19 protein-coding genes are annotated in these 18,379 nt (G+C 37.0%); 12 read left to right on the top strand and 7 right to left on the bottom strand.

Features of this window, described 5'->3' with window-relative positions:
• The first annotated feature begins 30 nt into the window (after positions 1-30).
• A complete protein-coding gene (locus ACIQ7N_RS00095; RefSeq protein ID WP_402929416.1) occupies positions 31-1,935 on the top strand; it encodes an endonuclease MutS2 in 1,905 nt (634 codons plus the stop codon).
• 50 nt (positions 1,936-1,985) lie between these two features.
• Here the strand turns inward: ACIQ7N_RS00095 and ACIQ7N_RS00090 are convergent, their stop codons facing one another.
• A complete protein-coding gene (locus ACIQ7N_RS00090) occupies positions 1,986-3,239 on the bottom strand; it encodes a helix-turn-helix domain-containing protein (RefSeq protein WP_402929415.1) in 1,254 nt (417 codons plus the stop codon).
• A gap of 148 nt (positions 3,240-3,387) precedes the next feature.
• Here ACIQ7N_RS00090 and ACIQ7N_RS00085 point away from each other — a divergent pair, with 148 nt between their 5' ends.
• Positions 3,388-4,677 carry an MFS transporter gene (locus ACIQ7N_RS00085; protein WP_402929413.1) on the top strand — a complete coding sequence of 430 codons (1,290 nt, stop codon included), beginning with the start codon at positions 3,388-3,390 and terminating at the stop codon, positions 4,675-4,677.
• 130 nt (positions 4,678-4,807) lie between these two features.
• Here ACIQ7N_RS00085 and ACIQ7N_RS00080 read toward each other — a convergent pair whose 3' ends face one another.
• The 4 genes from ACIQ7N_RS00080 to ACIQ7N_RS00065 all read right to left on the bottom strand — a co-directional run bounded on the left by ACIQ7N_RS00080 (position 4,808) and on the right by ACIQ7N_RS00065 (position 8,716).
• Complete coding sequence (locus ACIQ7N_RS00080; protein WP_402929412.1) at positions 4,808-5,524, bottom strand: LutC/YkgG family protein; 717 nt, start codon at positions 5,522-5,524, stop codon at positions 4,808-4,810.
• Positions 5,524-6,951 carry a LutB/LldF family L-lactate oxidation iron-sulfur protein gene (locus ACIQ7N_RS00075; protein WP_402929409.1) on the bottom strand — a complete coding sequence of 476 codons (1,428 nt, stop codon included), beginning with the start codon at positions 6,949-6,951 and terminating at the stop codon, positions 5,524-5,526. The genes ACIQ7N_RS00080 and ACIQ7N_RS00075 overlap by 1 nt, the downstream gene beginning before the upstream one ends.
• Positions 6,952-6,967: 16 nt before the next feature.
• Entirely contained in the window at positions 6,968-7,684 is a 717-nt protein-coding gene (locus ACIQ7N_RS00070; RefSeq protein ID WP_402929408.1) for a (Fe-S)-binding protein, read from the bottom strand.
• A 303-nt stretch (positions 7,685-7,987) separates the two neighbouring features.
• Positions 7,988-8,716 (bottom strand): FadR/GntR family transcriptional regulator, encoded by a 729-nt coding sequence (locus ACIQ7N_RS00065; protein ID WP_402929407.1) that lies wholly within the window; start codon positions 8,714-8,716, stop codon positions 7,988-7,990.
• A 424-nt stretch (positions 8,717-9,140) separates the two neighbouring features.
• Between ACIQ7N_RS00065 and ACIQ7N_RS00060 the strand changes: the two genes are divergently transcribed.
• The 3 genes from ACIQ7N_RS00060 to ACIQ7N_RS00050 are packed head-to-tail and all read left to right on the top strand — an operon-like array spanning position 9,141 to position 10,795.
• Entirely contained in the window at positions 9,141-9,851 is a 711-nt protein-coding gene (locus ACIQ7N_RS00060; RefSeq protein WP_132358779.1) for a cytochrome c biogenesis CcdA family protein, read from the top strand.
• Between the two features lie 55 nt (positions 9,852-9,906).
• Positions 9,907-10,278, top strand: coding sequence for a response regulator (locus ACIQ7N_RS00055; protein ID WP_248718625.1), 372 nt, complete (start codon positions 9,907-9,909; stop codon positions 10,276-10,278).
• A 19-nt stretch (positions 10,279-10,297) separates the two neighbouring features.
• Positions 10,298-10,795, top strand: coding sequence for a CcdC family protein (locus ACIQ7N_RS00050; protein WP_248718626.1), 498 nt, complete (start codon positions 10,298-10,300; stop codon positions 10,793-10,795).
• A gap of 873 nt (positions 10,796-11,668) precedes the next feature.
• On the opposite strand, the gene ACIQ7N_RS00045 is transcribed toward ACIQ7N_RS00050, so the two are convergent.
• The gene (locus ACIQ7N_RS00045; RefSeq protein WP_132359427.1) at positions 11,669-12,097 is read right to left on the bottom strand and encodes a DUF2621 domain-containing protein; all 429 of its coding nucleotides are present in this window, start codon (positions 12,095-12,097) and stop codon (positions 11,669-11,671) included.
• 117 nt (positions 12,098-12,214) lie between these two features.
• Between ACIQ7N_RS00045 and ACIQ7N_RS00040 the strand changes: the two genes are divergently transcribed.
• The 5 genes from ACIQ7N_RS00040 to ACIQ7N_RS00020 all read left to right on the top strand — a co-directional run bounded on the left by ACIQ7N_RS00040 (position 12,215) and on the right by ACIQ7N_RS00020 (position 14,271).
• Complete coding sequence (locus ACIQ7N_RS00040) at positions 12,215-12,430, top strand: DUF1659 domain-containing protein (RefSeq protein WP_132358773.1); 216 nt, start codon at positions 12,215-12,217, stop codon at positions 12,428-12,430.
• A 14-nt stretch (positions 12,431-12,444) separates the two neighbouring features.
• Positions 12,445-12,669 carry a DUF2922 domain-containing protein gene (locus tag ACIQ7N_RS00035; RefSeq protein ID WP_402929405.1) on the top strand — a complete coding sequence of 75 codons (225 nt, stop codon included), beginning with the start codon at positions 12,445-12,447 and terminating at the stop codon, positions 12,667-12,669.
• An 83-nt stretch (positions 12,670-12,752) separates the two neighbouring features.
• Positions 12,753-12,875: a YvrJ family protein gene (locus ACIQ7N_RS00030; RefSeq protein ID WP_082337366.1), complete on the top strand. Its 123-nt coding sequence runs from the start codon at positions 12,753-12,755 to the stop codon at positions 12,873-12,875.
• 104 nt (positions 12,876-12,979) lie between these two features.
• A complete protein-coding gene (locus ACIQ7N_RS00025) occupies positions 12,980-13,588 on the top strand; it encodes an SCO family protein (protein ID WP_402929404.1) in 609 nt (202 codons plus the stop codon).
• A gap of 146 nt (positions 13,589-13,734) precedes the next feature.
• The gene (locus tag ACIQ7N_RS00020; protein WP_402929403.1) at positions 13,735-14,271 is read left to right on the top strand and encodes a DUF1572 family protein; all 537 of its coding nucleotides are present in this window, start codon (positions 13,735-13,737) and stop codon (positions 14,269-14,271) included.
• A gap of 182 nt (positions 14,272-14,453) precedes the next feature.
• On the opposite strand, the gene ACIQ7N_RS00015 is transcribed toward ACIQ7N_RS00020, so the two are convergent.
• Entirely contained in the window at positions 14,454-15,008 is a 555-nt protein-coding gene (locus ACIQ7N_RS00015) for a delta-aminolevulinic acid dehydratase (RefSeq protein WP_402929401.1), read from the bottom strand.
• A 431-nt stretch (positions 15,009-15,439) separates the two neighbouring features.
• On the opposite strand from ACIQ7N_RS00015, the gene ACIQ7N_RS00010 reads away from it, so the two are divergent.
• Together ACIQ7N_RS00010 and ACIQ7N_RS00005 are read left to right on the top strand one after the other, a co-directional pair.
• A complete protein-coding gene (locus ACIQ7N_RS00010; protein ID WP_402929400.1) occupies positions 15,440-17,119 on the top strand; it encodes a methyl-accepting chemotaxis protein in 1,680 nt (559 codons plus the stop codon).
• Between the two features lie 280 nt (positions 17,120-17,399).
• The coding region (locus tag ACIQ7N_RS00005; RefSeq protein WP_402929398.1) for a HAMP domain-containing protein at positions 17,400-18,379 on the top strand (980 nt) is incomplete at its 3' end.

Genomic DNA, 18,379 nt, shown 5'->3' with positions numbered 1-18,379 from the left:
TGGAAAAATCATAGTGAGGAGACATTAACAATGAATCATACTACTTTTGAGAAGTTACAATACAATGAATTGAAGGAAATCGTTAAATCATACTGTGTCAGTGGATTAGGTAAACAGTTATTAGATAAATTAACGCCGAGCCCAATTATGACAGTTGTTAAAAATCGTTTAAATGAAACGACTGAGGCACGAGCAATTTTAGATGCGGAAGGTCATGTTCCGTTTTTAGGGATATCAAATATTGATAATACGATTAAAAAGCTTGAAAAGGGGATTATTTTAGACCCTAGTGAATTAGTTAGCATTTCAGACTTTTTAAGAGGCTGTAGAAAAATTAAAAAATTTATGCTGGAGAAGGAATTTTTTGCGCCCGTACTTGCATCCTATGCTAATTCGATGGCTGAATTCAAAAGTGTGGAAGAGGAGATAAACTTTGCGATTAAAGCCAATCGTGTTGATTCAGCTGCTAGTAGAGAATTAAAGCGTATCCGCAATCATATCGAGACAACAGAGGAGAAAATTAAAGACCGCTTAGTAAAATTTTTAAATAATAGTGCCAATAAAACGTATATCCAGGAGTTCTTTATTAGTAAAAAGGATGATCGATACACGATTCCCATTAAGGCTTCCTGTAAAAATCATGTGCAAGGAACAATTGTAGAAATTTCATCTAAAGGTGTAACGGTCTTTATGGAGCCTAGTACAGTAGCCAAATTAAATGTGGAATTGGCTACTTTGAAAGCAGAGGAAGCGGTGGAGGAATATCAGATTTTGGCGACATTATCTGGCCTGCTCTTGGAAAATATCCGTGAAATCAATATCAACATGGAGTTAATTAGCCAATATGATATGGTCTTTGCCAAAGCTAAGTTTAGCAAGCATATTGGAGGCGTAGAACCGGGCTTAAATGATGTTGGCTATATTAAGCTCGTTAATTGTACGCATCCACTGTTAACAGGTAATGCGGTGGCACTTCATTTTGAAATTGGTAAAGACTATCGTAGCTTGATCATTACAGGACCGAATGCAGGTGGTAAAACCGTTGTTCTCAAAACGATTGGCTTGTTAACATTGGCTACAATGTCAGGCTTCCATATTGTTGCAGATAAAGGTACTGAAATAGCTGTGTTTGATCATATTTTTGTAGACATTGGTGACAATCAAAGTATTGAAAATGCACTTAGTACGTTTTCTTCCCATATGAAAAATCTTTCGGATATTATGAGAGCATCCAATAATAATACTCTTTTGCTATTTGATGAAATAGGGAGCGGTACGGAACCAAATGAAGGAGCAGCATTGGCGATCTCCATTTTAGAGGAGTTCTATCATATGGGCTGCATGATAGTAGCAACTACCCATTATGGAGAAATTAAGCGTTTCTCTGAAATGCATAGTGATTTTATGAATGCGGCTATGCGATTTAATAGTGAAACATTAGAGCCGTTATATCAATTAGTAATCGGAACATCAGGAGACAGTAATGCTTTATGGATTTCTAAGAAAATGAATATCCGTGAAAGCGTTTTGCAAAGAGCGAAGGACTATATCGACAATAAGGATTATTTCCTAGAACGAGTAGATGATAGTAAAATCAGAAAGCCGAAGTTTGAGCAAACGAGAGCTAAAGTAAAGTATGACTTTAAAAAGGGAGATCGTGTAAAGCTGTTAGATCATGCTGACGTTGGAATCGTTTATCAAGAAATGGATAATTTCTATAATGTTGTCGTGTTCTATGAGAGAGAATTCGTAAAGGTAAATGTTAAACGACTGGCATTAGAGCTACCGGCAACAGAATTATACCCAGAAGGATATGATTTAGAGACATTGTTTGTAGATTATAAAGAACGCAAGCTTCAGCATGATATTGAGCGCGGCTCGAAAAAAGCCCTTCGCAACATTCAGAAGGAAATGAAAAAAAATAAATCGAGCTAAAAGTCAAAAAGGGATTGCCCATAAATTTTAAAATGTGCAATCCCTTTTATTTATTGAACCGAATTTATTTGTGCTTTAATTGAATAATACGTTTCTTCGATTTTTTCTTTATAGGGCAGATCGATTAAATCTTGAGAATCTGTATAGGCCTTTTTGGCAATTTCGTAGGCGGTTGTTAACTCACCGAAATGTGCATAGCAAAGTGCTTTATAGGAAAAGCACTCATTTAAGCCTAGTATATCAAATGGATGTAAGATGAATGGGGGAACATTTGTAAAATGTTCAAAAGCTTCCTTTGCTTCTTCATAACGACCTAGTAAATATAAAGATTTCCCCTTTTCAGAATAATATAGGTTTTCATCAAATTTAACCGATCCTAAATCCATAAGTGGACGAAAGCGCTCTATTTCTTCTAATGCCTTTTCATAATCATGAGTGAAATTATTATAGTAATGTGCTCGTAATGTGAAAATAAAAGCATCTACATTCACTTGTTCCGCAAAAACTCGATACTGTTCTAGCTTCTTGATCAAATGTTCTGCATGCTCAAAATCATTGTCAATCATGGCACAAAACGCTGCAATACGGTACATATCATCGATATAAGAGTAAAATTGATTTTTATGTGCATTGGCAATTGTCTCTTTAACGAGTTGTTTACCTGCTTCATGTTCTCCTATTGCTAATTGATAAACACTAATAAAATAAGCCATTTTTCCAGCATCTCGTGAATCTAATTGATAATTTTCTTGCTCAGCCTCTTCTTTAGCTTGTAAGATACAGGAATAAGCCATTTTATAGTTTCGATCTTCCATGAATATCGCGGACTGTAATATAAACGTTTCAAACCAATGACTTAGTAAATTAATTTCTTTAAACATAAAGCGTGCTTGTTGAAGCGGTGATTCCCATGTCGTTAATCCCGCTTGGTATTGAGCTACTGCATATATATAAAGTAAACGACCAGCTTCATAGCTTAGAGGAAGCTGTTCTACATAAGGCATAATCATCTCTTTGATTTGCTGCAAATTTTCTGTATTATTACCTAGCTCTACATCTGCATATAATATTTCCACCTGCTCTAAAAGGTGACGTATCGTAGAAGGGGCTATTTCTTCAAGTAATTCACTTGCTTTTACATGTAAACGCTCTGCAATATATTCTAGACTCTCCATCGAAGGCTTGGCCTTATCATTTTCAATTTGGCTTAACATTCCTTTTGTTAGACGATCACCGGCAAGTGCCTCTAATGTTAATTTTTGTTCCTTCCTTAATTTGCGAATTCTTTTTCCTAAAGAGTTCATTGCCTCGCCTCCTTTTTCATTAAAAGTGGTAATATCATTTTGTTTAATTATATTAAACTTTTTCTTGCGTGAAAAGTAGGAGCTATGTTATATTTTGTTTAATTAAATTAAACTTTTTAAAATAATTAAAAATAAGGAGGTATTTTAGATGAATGAAGTGCAAAAGTATAAAAAGGCGACGTACCATTTATGGACATTCACAACTAGTAAAATGATTTCGTTGTTAGGGTCACATGTGTTGTCATTTGGGATAGGTTTATATATTTTGGCACTGACAGGGTCAGCGATGAGTTTTGCTACTACTATGATATGTTCCATTTTGCCTCGTGCATTAGTCGCGCCTCTGGCAGGGTATGTAGCTGATAATTATTCAAAGAAACGCACGATTTTATTCGCACAAGCAGGTACGATATTGACCGTTTCGGGGTTACTACTCTATACAGAAATGGTCGGTTTGTCGGTTTATGCTATTTATATAGCAACTGTATTTAATACAATTTGCTCGGCCTTTTCAGGTGTAACATTTTCTTCCTCAATCGCTACTCTAGTAAATCCAGAACGCCTACAGAAAGCAATGTCATTCAATCAAATGTCAGTGTCATTGGCAGCAATTGGTGGACCAGTAATCGGCGGAATGATGTATGGATTTTTCTCTATGAAAGCCTTTTTGCTTGTACATATGGTGGCCTATGTAATTGCTTTTTGCTTAGAAGCGACAATGAATTTTACTCTCTATAGTACAAGAGAACCTACTTTAGAAAAGGAAAAGATATGGGCGGGGCTTGCTAGTGGCTTTCGTTATATTAAGCAACAAAAAGTTGTTAAAACAATCATGTGGATTTCATTATGGATTAATTTGTTTTTCTCTGCCATCGTTGTAGGGGGGACCTATATTATTATTGAATTACTAAAAGTAAAATCAACGCATTTTGGTTTTATAGAGGCTTCGGGTGCAGTTGGTATGCTTATAGCTTCCCTCGTTTTCGCAACACGTAAAGAGGTTAAGGCGCCACTACGTTTTTCTAAAATTAGCTTATTGCTGTTGGCTAGCAGTTTAGGACTGGCGGTTGTTCCATTAATAACGAATTTATCCTATCTAGCTATTGTAATCTTTTATATTGTAATCTACTTTATTTTCGCTATTTTTGAGATGGGGGTCAACATGCCGATTATGGTTTATATGCAAAAGTTAATTTCAGAAGAATATCGTGGACGCGTATTGGGATTAATGGAAACAATGGCGATGTCAATGATGCCGATTGGTATGGTCGTATACGGCATCTTGTACGATACATTCCCAGCAACGGTTATTTTACTTGTCACGAGTGTCATTATCGTGACGATATCACTAGTAATGCTACGAACATCTGTCTTAAAAGAAGCACATCCAGAGTTTTATGAACAAAAGAAGATAGTAACTGAGAGTGTAGCAAATTAATGTAACAGAGAAATGCGCAGTTTAATCGGTGATTATTGAAAGTTTATCAGTGATTAACTTAACGAGATACTATTGCAACAGATAAAACCAGGCATTTCTTCAATGTTGAAGCATGCCTGGTTGATCGGTTTTACAGATCTTCAATCACAATATAAGTAGCTTTAATTGGTCCATGTACACCAACGATCAGAATCATTTCGATATCCGCAGAATTACTTGGTCCTGTTATAAAGTTGATACAAGAGGCAATTTGCTCGCCACGTCTGACTTTTTCATGAATAAAGCGGGCAGCTTGCGTCATGCGTGGAACAATAGTACTTTTAGGAATTAAAATTATAGACTTCTCTGGTAAAAAGCTAACTGATCTACCTTTATCCTTATCACTAAAAAGTACTGCAGTTCCTGATTCTGCTAATGTAATTTCACTTATCGTAATGCCAATGTTAGCTTTTTCAGCTTGTCGAATATTTTCCTGTGGCTGCTCAGAATGCCATTCGTACAGTTGAATCTTTTCTTGAGGCCATTGCTCAGTCATTAATGTTCCTAGGCCATAGTTTTCAAAACGCTCATCTTTCCATGTTATAACAGATTGACCGCCATAATTTCCAACTACTTTTTGTAAATCTGCAGGAAGATTAGCTGTATTTGTAATGACAATATCCGTATGAATATTTTTGCATTGTTCAACTAAAACCTCTAGTAACTCATTTTGTGTAGCATCATTTAGGACGCGATCTTGAGGGGTATATTGCCATGTAGGCCGTACGATTTCTGTTTTTGGTGCACGTCCAAGCTGTTTTGCAATTTTCGTTAAAAATACATCTCTATTTTCAATTGTACCTGTCATTATTCATCGCCTCCTTTTTGTCGGTGTTTAAACCAGTCACGGAAATTATCTTTATTGGGGGCTGGAAAATCCCTTGCTTCCGTCCATGCTTTTAGTGGGCCAGGGCCATTAGAAATTTTCTGATCCCTTGTAAATGGAGCCATCGCTGGTGAAGCTATTTTTGTCGCCATTTTATATAGGGCAGGGGAGGAAGCACCTAGACCAAAGGCCTTCATTAATAACTTTTCCGATACAGGTGCCTTTCCTTCGTTTTCGACAATTACTTGGCGATGTCTATGAATAAGCTGATGTAATGGTATTTTGACAGGACAAGCATCTGTGCAGGCACCGCATAATGTGGAGGCATATGGCAACTCTTTAAAATCCTCATAGCCACCTAATAATGGTGAAAGAACGACACCTACTGGCCCAGAATAAATAGATCCATAAGCATGACCGCCAACATGTCGATAAACAGGACATGCGTTAACACAAGCTGCACAGCGTATACATTGTAAAATAGGCTGGAATTCACTGCCTAAAATATCAGAACGTCCATTATCAACAATAACTAAATGGAATTCCTCTGGTCCATCTGTGTCACCTTCATCTTTGATCCCGGTTAATGTCGTAATATAGCTTGTTAGCTTTTGCCCAACCGCGCTTCTTGTTAATAAGCTTACAAGTACTTCCATCTCTTCAAATGTAGGCACAATTCTTTCCATTCCCATTACCGTAATTTGTGTTTTCGGTAAGGCTGTTACTAAATCTGCGTTTCCTTCATTTGTCACGAGTGTAATCGAGCCGCTCTCCGCAATAGCAAAGTTACAGCCTGTAATGCCAATGTCTGCTGTTAAATAATCATTTCTCAATTTTTCACGTACATATAGAGCTAGTTCTTCAGGCTTTTCGGTTTTTTCATAACCTTGTTTTTCTTTAAAAATGTCACGAATCTGTTCCTTATTTTTATGCAAAGCTGGAGCAATGATATGAGAGGGTGGCTCATGATCATCTACTTGTAAAATGTACTCTCCTAGATCCGTTTCAATGACCTCACACCCGAGCTTTTCTAAAGTGGCGTTTAAATCAATTTCCTCGGTCACCATAGATTTTGATTTTACAATTTTAGCAGCATCCTTCTTTTTCGCGATACTTTGAATATAGTCTGTCGCTTCTTTCGCTGTTTGCGCAAAGTAAACATGTCCACCTCTTTTAGAGACGTTTTCACTTAGCTGATATAAGTAATAATCTAAGTTCGCCAGCACATGCTTTCGAATTTCTTCGCCGTGAGAGCGCCATTCCTCCCAATGTCCGAGCTCATCAGCTTGTTGTAGCCGCCGTGTTTGTAAGCGCTCCTGTGCACTTGATACTGCTCCGCGCATAAACATATTTTCTAATTCTTTCGTTACACGATGATTAAAGCGTTCATCACTTGTTTTCATGGACATTTCTTTTACCCCCCTCTTAGTGACAATTTAATACTTCCGCAATATGCATGACTTTAATAGGCTTACCTTGTCGATTAATTCGACCACCAATATTGATTAAGCAACCAGCATCTGCACCGATTAAAATGTCTGCTCCCGTTTCTTCAACATTTTGTACTTTCTCATTAACCATTTCTCCAGAAATATTGCCCATTTTTACTGAAAATGTTCCGCCAAACCCACAGCATCTTTCTTTTCCTGGGAGTTCTACATACTGTAAGCCTTTCACTTGATTTAATAATTTAAACGGTGCATCTGTAACACCGAGTAGACGTGTCATATGACAGGAGGTATGATAAGTAGCCTTGCCCTCTAAATGTGCTCCTACATCCTCGACTTTTAATATATCTACAATAAACTCAGTAAATTCATATGTTTTATCTGCCAATGCTTGCGCTTTTGGCTCCCAAACTGGATCTCCCTTAAACACTTTTGGGTATTCCTTAAACATATAAGCGCAGGAACCAGAAGGGGAGACAACATATTGGGCATGTTCAAAGGCGGTAATCATTTTTTTTATAGCATTTTTAGAGTCTTTTACATAGCCACTATTATAGGCAGGTTGTCCACAGCAAATTTGATTTTCAGGAAAATCTAGGTCGCAGCCGAGCCTTTCTAAAACTTCCACAACAGCTTTTCCTACATCCCCTTGAAACATATCAACTAAACAAGTCGCAAAAAGTGTTACTTTCATGAGAATCGCTCCTTTTTGTCTCTATTATTCTCTAAATAACTAATCAACAGGTCATCTGATGACTAATATATTGTTTTTATAATACTACAATTGTTCAGATGAATAAAAGGTGTTTATTGTTAATTTTCAAAAAATTCAAAGAGAGTGGGACAAACTAAATAGTCCTTCGTAAGCAGAATAATCAAGAAATTAACAAAATATGATAAAAAGAAAAACGAACTATTCCGCAACACTCTCATGGGCGTTTCATTGGATAGTTCGGTATTTTAGTTGGCTAAAAACGCTTTTGTCTCAGCTTCACTGTTATTTCATAGATTTAGTTGTTTCAAAATATTGCATTAAGACCTTTTCCACATTACTTAAATGTGAAGCCATAGCATGTTTGGCAAGCTCTTCATTTTGCTGTTTAATCGCAAGGAAGATTTGCATATGTTCATCATACAGCTTTTCGCTCGTAATTTTTTTAGAGTACAACCAAATTCGACGTGTCTCTTTCATCGTTGCGATCATTAAACCTGAAACCTGGTCCAATATAGTTGTAAGTAGGGGGTTTTTAGAAGCTGCAGAAATGGCCGCGTGAAATTGAAAATCCACTTTTTCTCCTAGCTCTCCATCTCCTTGTACTCGTTTCATCTCATCTAAAATTTGCATCATTGACTGTATGTCTTCTTCTGTTCGATGAATGGCTGCGCTAGCTGCAGCGCCAACTTCGATAATTTTACGTACTTCTAACAAATGTGAGATATCTTGCTTATTTGTTAAAATCGCAGTTGATAAGGGGAAATCAAGTTGATTGGATTGATTACTTTTAACAAATGTACCTGAGCCTTGTTTAATTTCAATAAGCCCCATTGCTTTTAAAGCGGAAAGAGCTTCTCGAATGGCAGATCTGCTTACTTGTAATTGTTCAGCAAGTTGTTCTACTGAATCAAGTCGGTCACCTGGCTTCAGTTCGCCAGTTCTAATTTTTTCATATAGTATTTCAGATACTTCCTCATATATTTTTTTCGGTTTAATTTTTCTTAATTCCAAGGACTACACCTCATTTATGCTATCAATGCTCTATTGTTTTTTAATTATACATGAAGAAAGTTAATTTTCGAACTATTAACAGTAAATAAAAAAGGGTACTACAACTTCGCAAGCGGCAGGTAATGGTGGCTATAAACAGCCTGCCAAATGCTCTGTTGCTAGTGTCTTTTGAGACAAAACTTGAAGTGTAGAATTATGGTGAATTTTGTTGACAGATAATATAAGGGGAGCGCATAATGCAAAAGTACATTAGCAAATACACGTTGATTTAATAAGGTCTGAAAATTAATTTGTATGATAATATGATGGAACTTCACTTTTTAAACACCTTTTTGCCATGAAACGTTCACAAACAGGAAGGGCGCAATTTACAGTGATTTTTGGTACGATGGAGACAGTAACTGTAAGGAGCGAGTGAGAAAATATGGAAACTGATATTAACGTATTTTTAGCTTTAGGTGCAGGGTTTTTAAGCTTTATTTCACCATGTACCCTACCGCTGTATCCAGCATTTTTATCATACATAACAGGTATGTCGTTAGATGAGCTAAAATCGGAACGAGGTATGATGCAAAAGCGTGCAGTTTTGCATACCCTCTTCTTTTTACTAGGATTTTCAATTATCTTTATTATGATTGGACTAGGAACATCATTAGCCGCCAAGTTCTTCCTTAATTATCACACATTATTACGTCAGGTTGGTGCCATCCTAATCGTTGTATTTGGTTTAATGATTGTGGGTTTACTACAAATTGACTTTTTAATGAAGGATCGAAAATTCCAATTTAAAAATCGACCTTCTGGTTATTTTGGATCAGTATTAATCGGTATAGCCTTTGCGGCTGGTTGGACGCCTTGTACAGGTCCAATTTTAGCATCGATTATTACATTGGCTGGTGCAAATCCAAGCGCAGGCATTAGCTATATGTTGGCTTATTATTTAGGCTTTGCGATTCCGTTTTTCGTGTTATCTTTCTTTATAGCACGTATGACTTGGATTCGTACACATAGCCAAAAAATTGTAAAAATCGGCGGTTATATTATGATTGTCGTTGGTGTAATGTTATTCTTCGACGGTTTATCGTATTTAACACGCATTTTACAGCCTATTTTTGGTGGATTTACAGGCTTCTAATCTGCTAAACTAAAGAAGCCATACTGTACTATTACGTTCCGGGGGAGATGAACAGGTGCCTACAGTTTTAGTAGTGGATGATACGCTCTTTATGCGTGTAGCAATCAGTAATATGTTTACTGAATGGGGTTATGAGGTAGTCGGCAATGCAGGAAATGGTAAAGAAGCTGTGGCGATGTATCGTGAGTTACAACCAGATCTAGTAACGATGGATGTAACAATGCCCGTTATGACCGGTATAGAAGCAGTAAAAGAAATCATCCCCGAATTTCCAGATGCAAAAATAATTATGATTACAGCTTTAGGACAACAAAAGTTAATCGTAGAAGCAATTGAAAGTGGCGCAAAGGATTTTATGACAAAACCTTTCGAGCCAGAAAGATTAAAGGCTGTAGTTGATCAATTACTTGGACAAAATTGTCAATGACATTAGAGGAGGAATTTTTATGTTTAGCAATATCCCTTCTCAATATTATGTAATAGGTTCGACCATAATGGCCATTTTTATGGGTACCTTTGTCATGGTTTTACGTATGCGAGCATCTAAGAAACCGACAAATGAGAAGAAAATTATCATTCCACCAATTGCAATGTCTTCAGGTGCGTTAATGTTTTTATTTGAACAATTTCGAGTACCACCTATGCAAATCCTTGAAGCGGCAGCAGTCGGAATGGTGTTCTCAACAATCTTAATTGCCACTTCTAAATTTGAAGTAAAAGGCCAAGATATTTATTTAAAGCGTTCAAAAGCATTCGTTTTTATATTAATCGGACTTTTAGTATTCCGGGTAATTGCAAAAATGATATTAAGTAGCTCCATTGACGTTGGTGAGTTAGCAGGAATGTTTTGGATTTTAGCGTTCGCTATGTTACTTCCTTGGCGAATCGCAATGCTTATTCAATTTATTAAAATCAAAAAAACAATTCCGCTGAAAAATATTTAATGGGAAAACTACACTAGAGATTTCATCTAGTGTAGTTTTTTTGTTGCGCCCAGTTTGGCTGATGGAAAGAGCGATTCGAGCTATTGAGAGTCTTGGCAAAGCGACAGAAAGCGTCGCTCGAATGGCGGAATGAAAGGCAGAAGCAATTGATGGGAGCTACAGTATAACGGACGGGTAGAAGAGTCAAAATGAAGGATAGAACGCAGGTCGACGGATAGGATTGCCGGAGTGACGGAAAGAGCCGTCCAAGTGACGGAAAGAGCCGTCCAAGTGACGGAAAGAAGAGTCCAAATGAAGGATAGAACGCAAGGCGACGGATAGGATTGCTGGAGTGACGGAAAGAGCCGTCCAAGCGACGGAAAGAAGAGTCCAAATGAAGGATAGAACGCAGGGCGAAGGATAGGATTGCCGGAGTGACGGAAAGAACTGTCCAAGCGACGGAAAGAGCCGTCCAAGTAACGGAAAGAGCAATCCAAGCGACGGAAAGAAGAGACAAAATGAAGGATAGAACGCAGGTCGACGGATAGAATTGCCGGAGTGACGGAAAGAGCCGTCCAAGCGACGGAAAGAGCCGTCCAAGTAACGGAAAGAGCAATCCAAGCGACGGAAAGAAGAGACAAAATGAAGGATAGAACGCAAGGCGACGGATAGGATTGCTGGAGCGACGGAAAGAGCTGTCCAAGCGACGGAAAGAACCATCCAAGCGACGGAAAGAGTCGTCCGAGCGACGGAATAAAAGACAAAGGCAACGGAAAAAAGGGGGAGGGCAAGAACGCAGAGTGACGGATCAACCCCCTGTACTAGCAGAGAATATATGATGAAACTTATCTAAGGTCAGTAAAAACGCTGCACAAATCATTGTGCAGCGTACCATTAATCAAACAAATGCTCATATGGAGCAATGTCAATTTGCATTTCATCTAACTTTTTACGTAAAAATTTATGGTCGCGCTTTGGTGTTGCTTGGATATAGCCTCGAATAATTAAATCTTGGCTAATGGCAGGTGCTTTTTCTTCTAAAGCTAGTTCGCCAATTTTCCCTGCAATTTTTTCCTTTGCTACTTGTCGAAATAGCTCAGGTACAGGGCTTACAAGTTCATATAAAAGCTCCTTCTCAGGTTGTCCCCATAAATGAATCGTTTTATCTAAATAATATTCTTGCCAATCTAAATCAGATTTACCGTCCTGTTTCGGTAATGCCTTTAAAAATTTACGGAACATGAAAAATCCGCCTATCGCCATAAACGAAATAAGCACAACTACCCAAAATAGGATAAACCATAAAAACCAACCAGTTAACAAATCGTTCACCTCTTTGCCTTCTCTTACTCTATTATAAAAGCTTGCAGAAAAAAATCCATCCTAAATGTCCCTTTTTTAGCAATAAGTCAGTATATATTGTAAAAGGAGGTGACGCTCATGGCAAAAGTCAATTTCATAGGTGCTTCATTGCGCTTAAAGTATATTACTGGACAGAATGCACAAAACGAGCCCATATTTACATTTAAAACGTACCGCAATTTAAACGGCTCGCATACAGCAGAGGATTTAGTAGACGTAGCAAAGGCTATTGCAAGTCTATCTTCACACGCACTAGATAGCATTGAAAAACAAGAAACAACAGATTTATCCTAAGGGGGGAGAAAGCAATGACACAAGTTTTAGAGCTGCAATTTGAGACAGCGGCAGGGAAAACGACAACGATTGCGATTGATGCACCGAAGCCAAATGTAACAGCGGAGGAAATTCAACAGGTTATGCAAACGATCATCGCTAAAAATGTTTTTGATAGACAAGCTAGTGCTTTGGTGGCAATGACTAAGGCTCGCATCGTTGATCGACAAGTAAGAGAATTTGAATTAGGGATCGAATAGTCATGAAATGGTCTTTGCGGGATTTTCTGCAAGGACCATTTTAGCAATAGTATTTATGATAACCTTAGTAAAGGAGGGGCCACATGGAACAGTGGTTAAACATGATATCGGATATCGGTTTTCCTATCTTAGTGTCGTTTTATTTACTACATCGAGTAGAAGTTAAATTAGATGCAATTCATGATGCACTTGTTTCCTTAAAGTGAAATCGATTTCACAAAGATGTACGAAAGCTGTCACTTGAGTGTCCTTGCCAATATTTACATCGTACGATAGGATGGGGATAGTGTTAGTAGGGAGCGTGTTAAAGATGAGAAATAAAATAATGGGGCTTGTTCTACTGTTTGCATTAGCTGCAGTGCTCAGTGCATGTGGAAATACAAAATTTAAAGCAGATTATAGCTTGGAGTTACCGGATTTTGAACATGTTAATCAACGCGGAGAAAAAGTTTCTTTAGAGAGTTTAAAAGGGAAACCATGGATTGGTATGTATATTTTCACAAATTGTACATCGATTTGTCCACCAATGACCTTTAATATGACGCAAGTTCAAGAAAAGCTGAAGAAAAAAGGTGTGGAAGATTATAATATTGTTGCGTTTTCAATTGATCCAGATGTAGATAAGCCAGAAATATTAGCTAATTATTTAGGCAAATATAATGTTCCAGATGAATCAAAATGGAATCTTCTTACTGGATATTCACAAAAATATATCGAACAGTTCGCAGTCAAATCAACTAAAATATGGGTAAAAGATGATCCTAAAACCGACCAAGTGATACACGGAAATCAATTTTTCTTAGTTGATAAAGATGGCAAAATCGTAAAAACGTATTCTGGATTTGCAGAGAATGCCGAGGATGTCCCTATTGACACAATTGCATCAGATATAGAAACATATATTGATGAAAATTTATAATAGATAGAATGAAACCGTCTCAATAGTATGAAGAGACGGTTTTTTTTGTTCAAATTTAATCCTTTATAACTTTAACCTCGTTTATAGTGTATTTGTTTGAAATAAAATATTTATAGTAGCTAATGGAACAAAGGGGGCTTTCATGAATGAGCATGGAGCAGACTTACTTAAACGTTGTTCAGAAAAGGTTTAAAAGTGTGAAAGAACAAGGTGATAAAACACTTTTACAATTGGATAATGAACAACTGCATTGGGCTTTTAATGAAGAATCCAATAGCATTGCCGTTATCGTAAAACATGTGAGCGGTAATATGCTATCGAGATGGACTGGCTTTCTAACGACAGATGGTGAGAAGGAAACGAGAAATCGTGACGATGAATTTACCGATAGCCTTCAGACAAAAGAAGAGATTATGATGGTATGGGAAAAGGGCTGGCAAGTATTTTTAGATGCTTTACTAGGTTTAAAGGAAACTGATTTACAAAGGTATGTAACGATAAGAGGAGAACGGCATTCCGTCATAGACGCTATCGAAAGACAAATGTCCCACTATTCACAACATGTCGGTCAAATCGTTTACATCGCTAAACAACTAAAGGGCTCTGATTGGCAAACATTAAGTATTCCAAAGGGGCAATCTCAGATTTTTACAGAGTCTATGATAAAAAAACATCAACAATAATTAAGAAATAGGCTGGGACATAACTAAATGGTTCCTTCATAAGGCCGTATAATCTCTAATTAACAAAACACGATAACTAGAAAAACCGAACTATTTCGAAACAACTCATTAGAGTATCATTGGAAAGTTCGGTATTTTTGTTGGCTGCAACACATTTATCCCAGCCTCTTCGGATTTATCTGCTATGCAAAATAAAGCTGATACATTGAAGTTTCCTCGTCAATCGATTTTGCGAGTTCTAAGGCTTCCTGCTGTGTTCGCTTATTGGCAATGATTTCGTACATAAATCTTATAAGAAACATTAAATTTCCATTCCCATCTATATAATCATTCGGGCCTAAATATGAATGGCAACCACTTTTTAAAAAGGCATTTGCTAGCTGTTTTTCACCTAAAGTACAGCCCGAGGCAATTACCTTCACATCTTTTAATTTACAATAATTTAAGATCTCTTGAGGACCGAAAAATTCACCTCTTGGTTCATTTAACTCATAAACTTCGGGGCCTAGCTCTGGCATGCAAAAGCGTCCTTCATCCCCGTGAAAGTTTAAAATTAAATAATCTATTTGATCATTCAAATCTTCTCCTGATAAAACATCAATAAAATCATTTGGTCTTCCTATTAAATGAAGTGTTACTCGAACACCAAATGACTCAAGTACTGAGCGTAATGCAAGAGATTCGATATCACAATTAGAGCCTACTACTAAACTTACATACAAATTTGGCTTACTCATTTTCTATTATTCTCCTTTTCTTATTTTCATATTAATATTATACCCAAAATTGGGTATTGTGCCCAAATAGTTAACGAAAGCGTAGTGAATGTTTTTTCTTAAATCAAAAATATTGATCAGTTCTATAACGAGGGGGGTGGCTTCTTTTACGGCTGGTAGCTTTGTGCAGACGCACAGAGCAAAGCATCTTGGGGGCGTCCGATGAAATGGTAACTCAAATTTTACTGGGTGACAAGAAACCCCATAAATAAAGGCGTCTTTGAAACTGCTGTTCAGAATTTAGAGAAGTCAAGACATTTGGTGGTGTGTTATATTTTTTGTAAAATTTTTGTGTTAATTTATGATAAAAGACGCACTTTTTATAGGTGGATAGGTAAATTTAGTCTATACTTTAAGAGGATTAACGTTTAAAGGGGAATAGAGGGAGTCGTATGAAATCAACGGTAGAACGAAAACTGCAATTTTCTTTTGGTATAGTTTTAGTCTTTCTATTACTAATTACTAGCATTGCCATTTACTTTTTAAATGAAAATAAAAAAACACTTGCGCAAATCGAAAAAAAGACGGAATTAATCAATTTGTATAATGATATTTCCTTCCAAACGGTTCGGGCAAACGCAGCTATTCGGGGGTATATATTATATGGTAAAGAAGACATGCTCAATAATCATCTCGAAATAAGAGATACTTTACATAAATCTATACATCGTCTTGAAGAACTCGGACATAAAAATAAGGACTTTGAACAGTTTTTAAGGCAGTTAGAGGAATGGGAAAAGCCAATAGATGAACAAATTGTACCGCTTTTTCAAAGTGGGGAAAAACAGCAAGCACAGCAGTTGGCATTACCGATTTTAGGGAAAGGCTCGCTAAAGCTTGTTGAGTTTGGAAAAACGATGGCAACGGCTCAGCAGGACGAAATGCAGGCCCGTATAGAGGCTACAAAGCAAAAAGGCGACAACAGTGGCAAAGAAATTGCCATACTAGCAATTGTTTCCTTGCTTATAAGCATTATTATTGCGACAACTTTTGGTCGTAGAGTCGCTAAAAATATTCAACAAACGGTAGTAGAAATGGACAAATTCTCAAATGGCAATTTACAAACGCACCTGCAATTTAAAACAAAAGATGAGTTTGCGCAGCTGGCAGCTTCGTTTAATTCGATGTCAGAAAAGCTTAGTCATACTATGAAGCATGTCGCTAATTCATCTGAGCAAGTAGCAGCAACTTCCGAGCAGCTCACAGCGAGTAGTATGGAAGTGACACAGGCAACAGAAGTTGTCTCAGAATCGATTCAAGATATTGCCCATGGTATTGAAGAACAGGATACATTGACAGGTGATGTACGTAACTTATCCTCCCATATTTTTAAAAAAATGAATGACATATCAACGAGTATTGATCATGTGAACGATGCAACGATAGAAACTAAAAATATGGCTAGCATAGGACGTTCCTCAGTCCGTAATGTCAATGAACAGATGAATGAAATTGCGGAACATACAGCAGAGCTAAGTACACGTGTTAAAGACTTAGATGAAAATACTGCGGCAATCGTCTCAGCAGTCAATGTTATTAAAAATATAGCTACCCAAACAAATCTATTGGCTATCAACGCCTCTATAGAAGCAGCACGAAGCGGTGAGCATGGCAAGGGTTTTGCCGTAGTGGCAGAAGAGGTGCGAAAGCTAGCGGATGAATCGAATTTAGCAGCAGTGGATATTGAAAAGGTTGTTGTGCAAATTACTGAGGATACAAGAATAATCGAGGAAGACACGATCAGTTGTAATGATTCTGTAAAAGTCGGTCGTGAAAAAGTAAATGTGGCAAGCGATAATTTCATGCAAATTGACAATGCCATTAATGATGTGCAAGCACAAACCGAATCAGTTACAGCAGCTATTCGAATGATCCATCAAGATATCGAAAAACTTGTAAAAGAAATCGACTACATTAGCGAAGTATCTATGAAATCAAGTAGCAATGTTCAAAGTGTTACGGCATCCTCTGCGGAACAAAACGCAGCGATGGAAGAAGTAGCAGCAGCCTCTACACATTTGGCAAAAATGGCGGTTGACCTACAAGAATCGATTCAAGCATTTAAATACTAACAACAATAGCCCCTATGCATCATAGTTAAAACGTGATACATAGGGGTTTTGTGTCTCACTACATATTGAAGTAGTATCAAAATAGAAGAATTTATATTAAGAAAATCAAAAAAATGAAAAAAGGGGTTTGAATTTAAGTATTTCGTCCGATAAAAGCATAGGAAGAAAATTTAATCGATATGAGAAGGGAAGGTTGCGAACCGAGGCGGTTTTCTTTTGTGAAACTGAATCGGATAAAACATATTTTAAAAACTAATGAAAATAAAAGGAGAGCTATTGTATGAAACGATTATTTGGAAGCTTTAAGGGTAAGCTCTACACATTATTTGCTCTTATCTTACTAATCCCAGTTATTTCTGTAGGAAGCTTATCGTATCTTTCAGCAAAAAATTCGATAAGAGAAGAAATACTTTTTAGTGCAGATGAAAGTGTTAAAATTTTGAATACGTTAATTGATAGTTCCATTAGCGCAAAAATAAACGAAATTACTTCCTTTAGTGAGGAAATAGATTCTTCTAAGTATGAACAGAATGAAACAACAATACTACCAAATTTTCAAGAATATATGAAGTTGAGTCCGGATATTTTAAGCATTTATATTGGAACAAATGACGGAGAAGTATTTGTAGAACCAAAATCGAATAGCGCTGATTACAATCCTTTGGAAAGAGATTGGTATAAAGAAGCTACGGCTTTGAAGGGTGAAACGTTAATAACGAGTCCTTATAAAGATGTAGCGACAGGAGAAATGATTGTAACAATTGCTCGTCAGGTAAAAGATCAATCTGGGGTAGTGGCGATTGATTTAAAATTGACAGACCTTCAAAAAGTTTCGGACTCTATAAAAATAGGGAAAAATGGATATCCTTCTATTTTTGGTGAAAATAACTTGGTCATCTCACATCCGACATTAGAACCGGGTGGCCAATTAAAAGAAAGCTTCCTCGATAAAATATACGAGGGCAAATCGGGAACGTTTGAATATGTCTTTGACGGTGATGATCGTATTATGTTCTTTACAACGAATGAACTGACAAATTGGAAAATCACAGGGACAATTTTTGCGAAGGAAATTGACCAATCAGCATCATCTATTTTGTATAAGACGTTTCTCGTACTAATCGCCGCAATTGTAATCAGTGGGATTGTATTCTTCTTTGTCATGAAGGCAATTATAAAACCGATTAAAGCGCTCAAGGATAGTGCAGTAACCATAAGTAAGGGTGATTTAACTGAAAAAGTGACGGTAAAATCTCATGA

It is taken from the genome of Lysinibacillus sp. NPDC095746 (assembly GCF_044763535.1).
Lineage (GTDB): Bacteria > Bacillota > Bacilli > Bacillales_A > Planococcaceae > Lysinibacillus.
The sequence above is the reverse complement of the archived record's forward strand: the minus strand, read 5'-3'. Positions and strand labels throughout refer to the sequence as shown.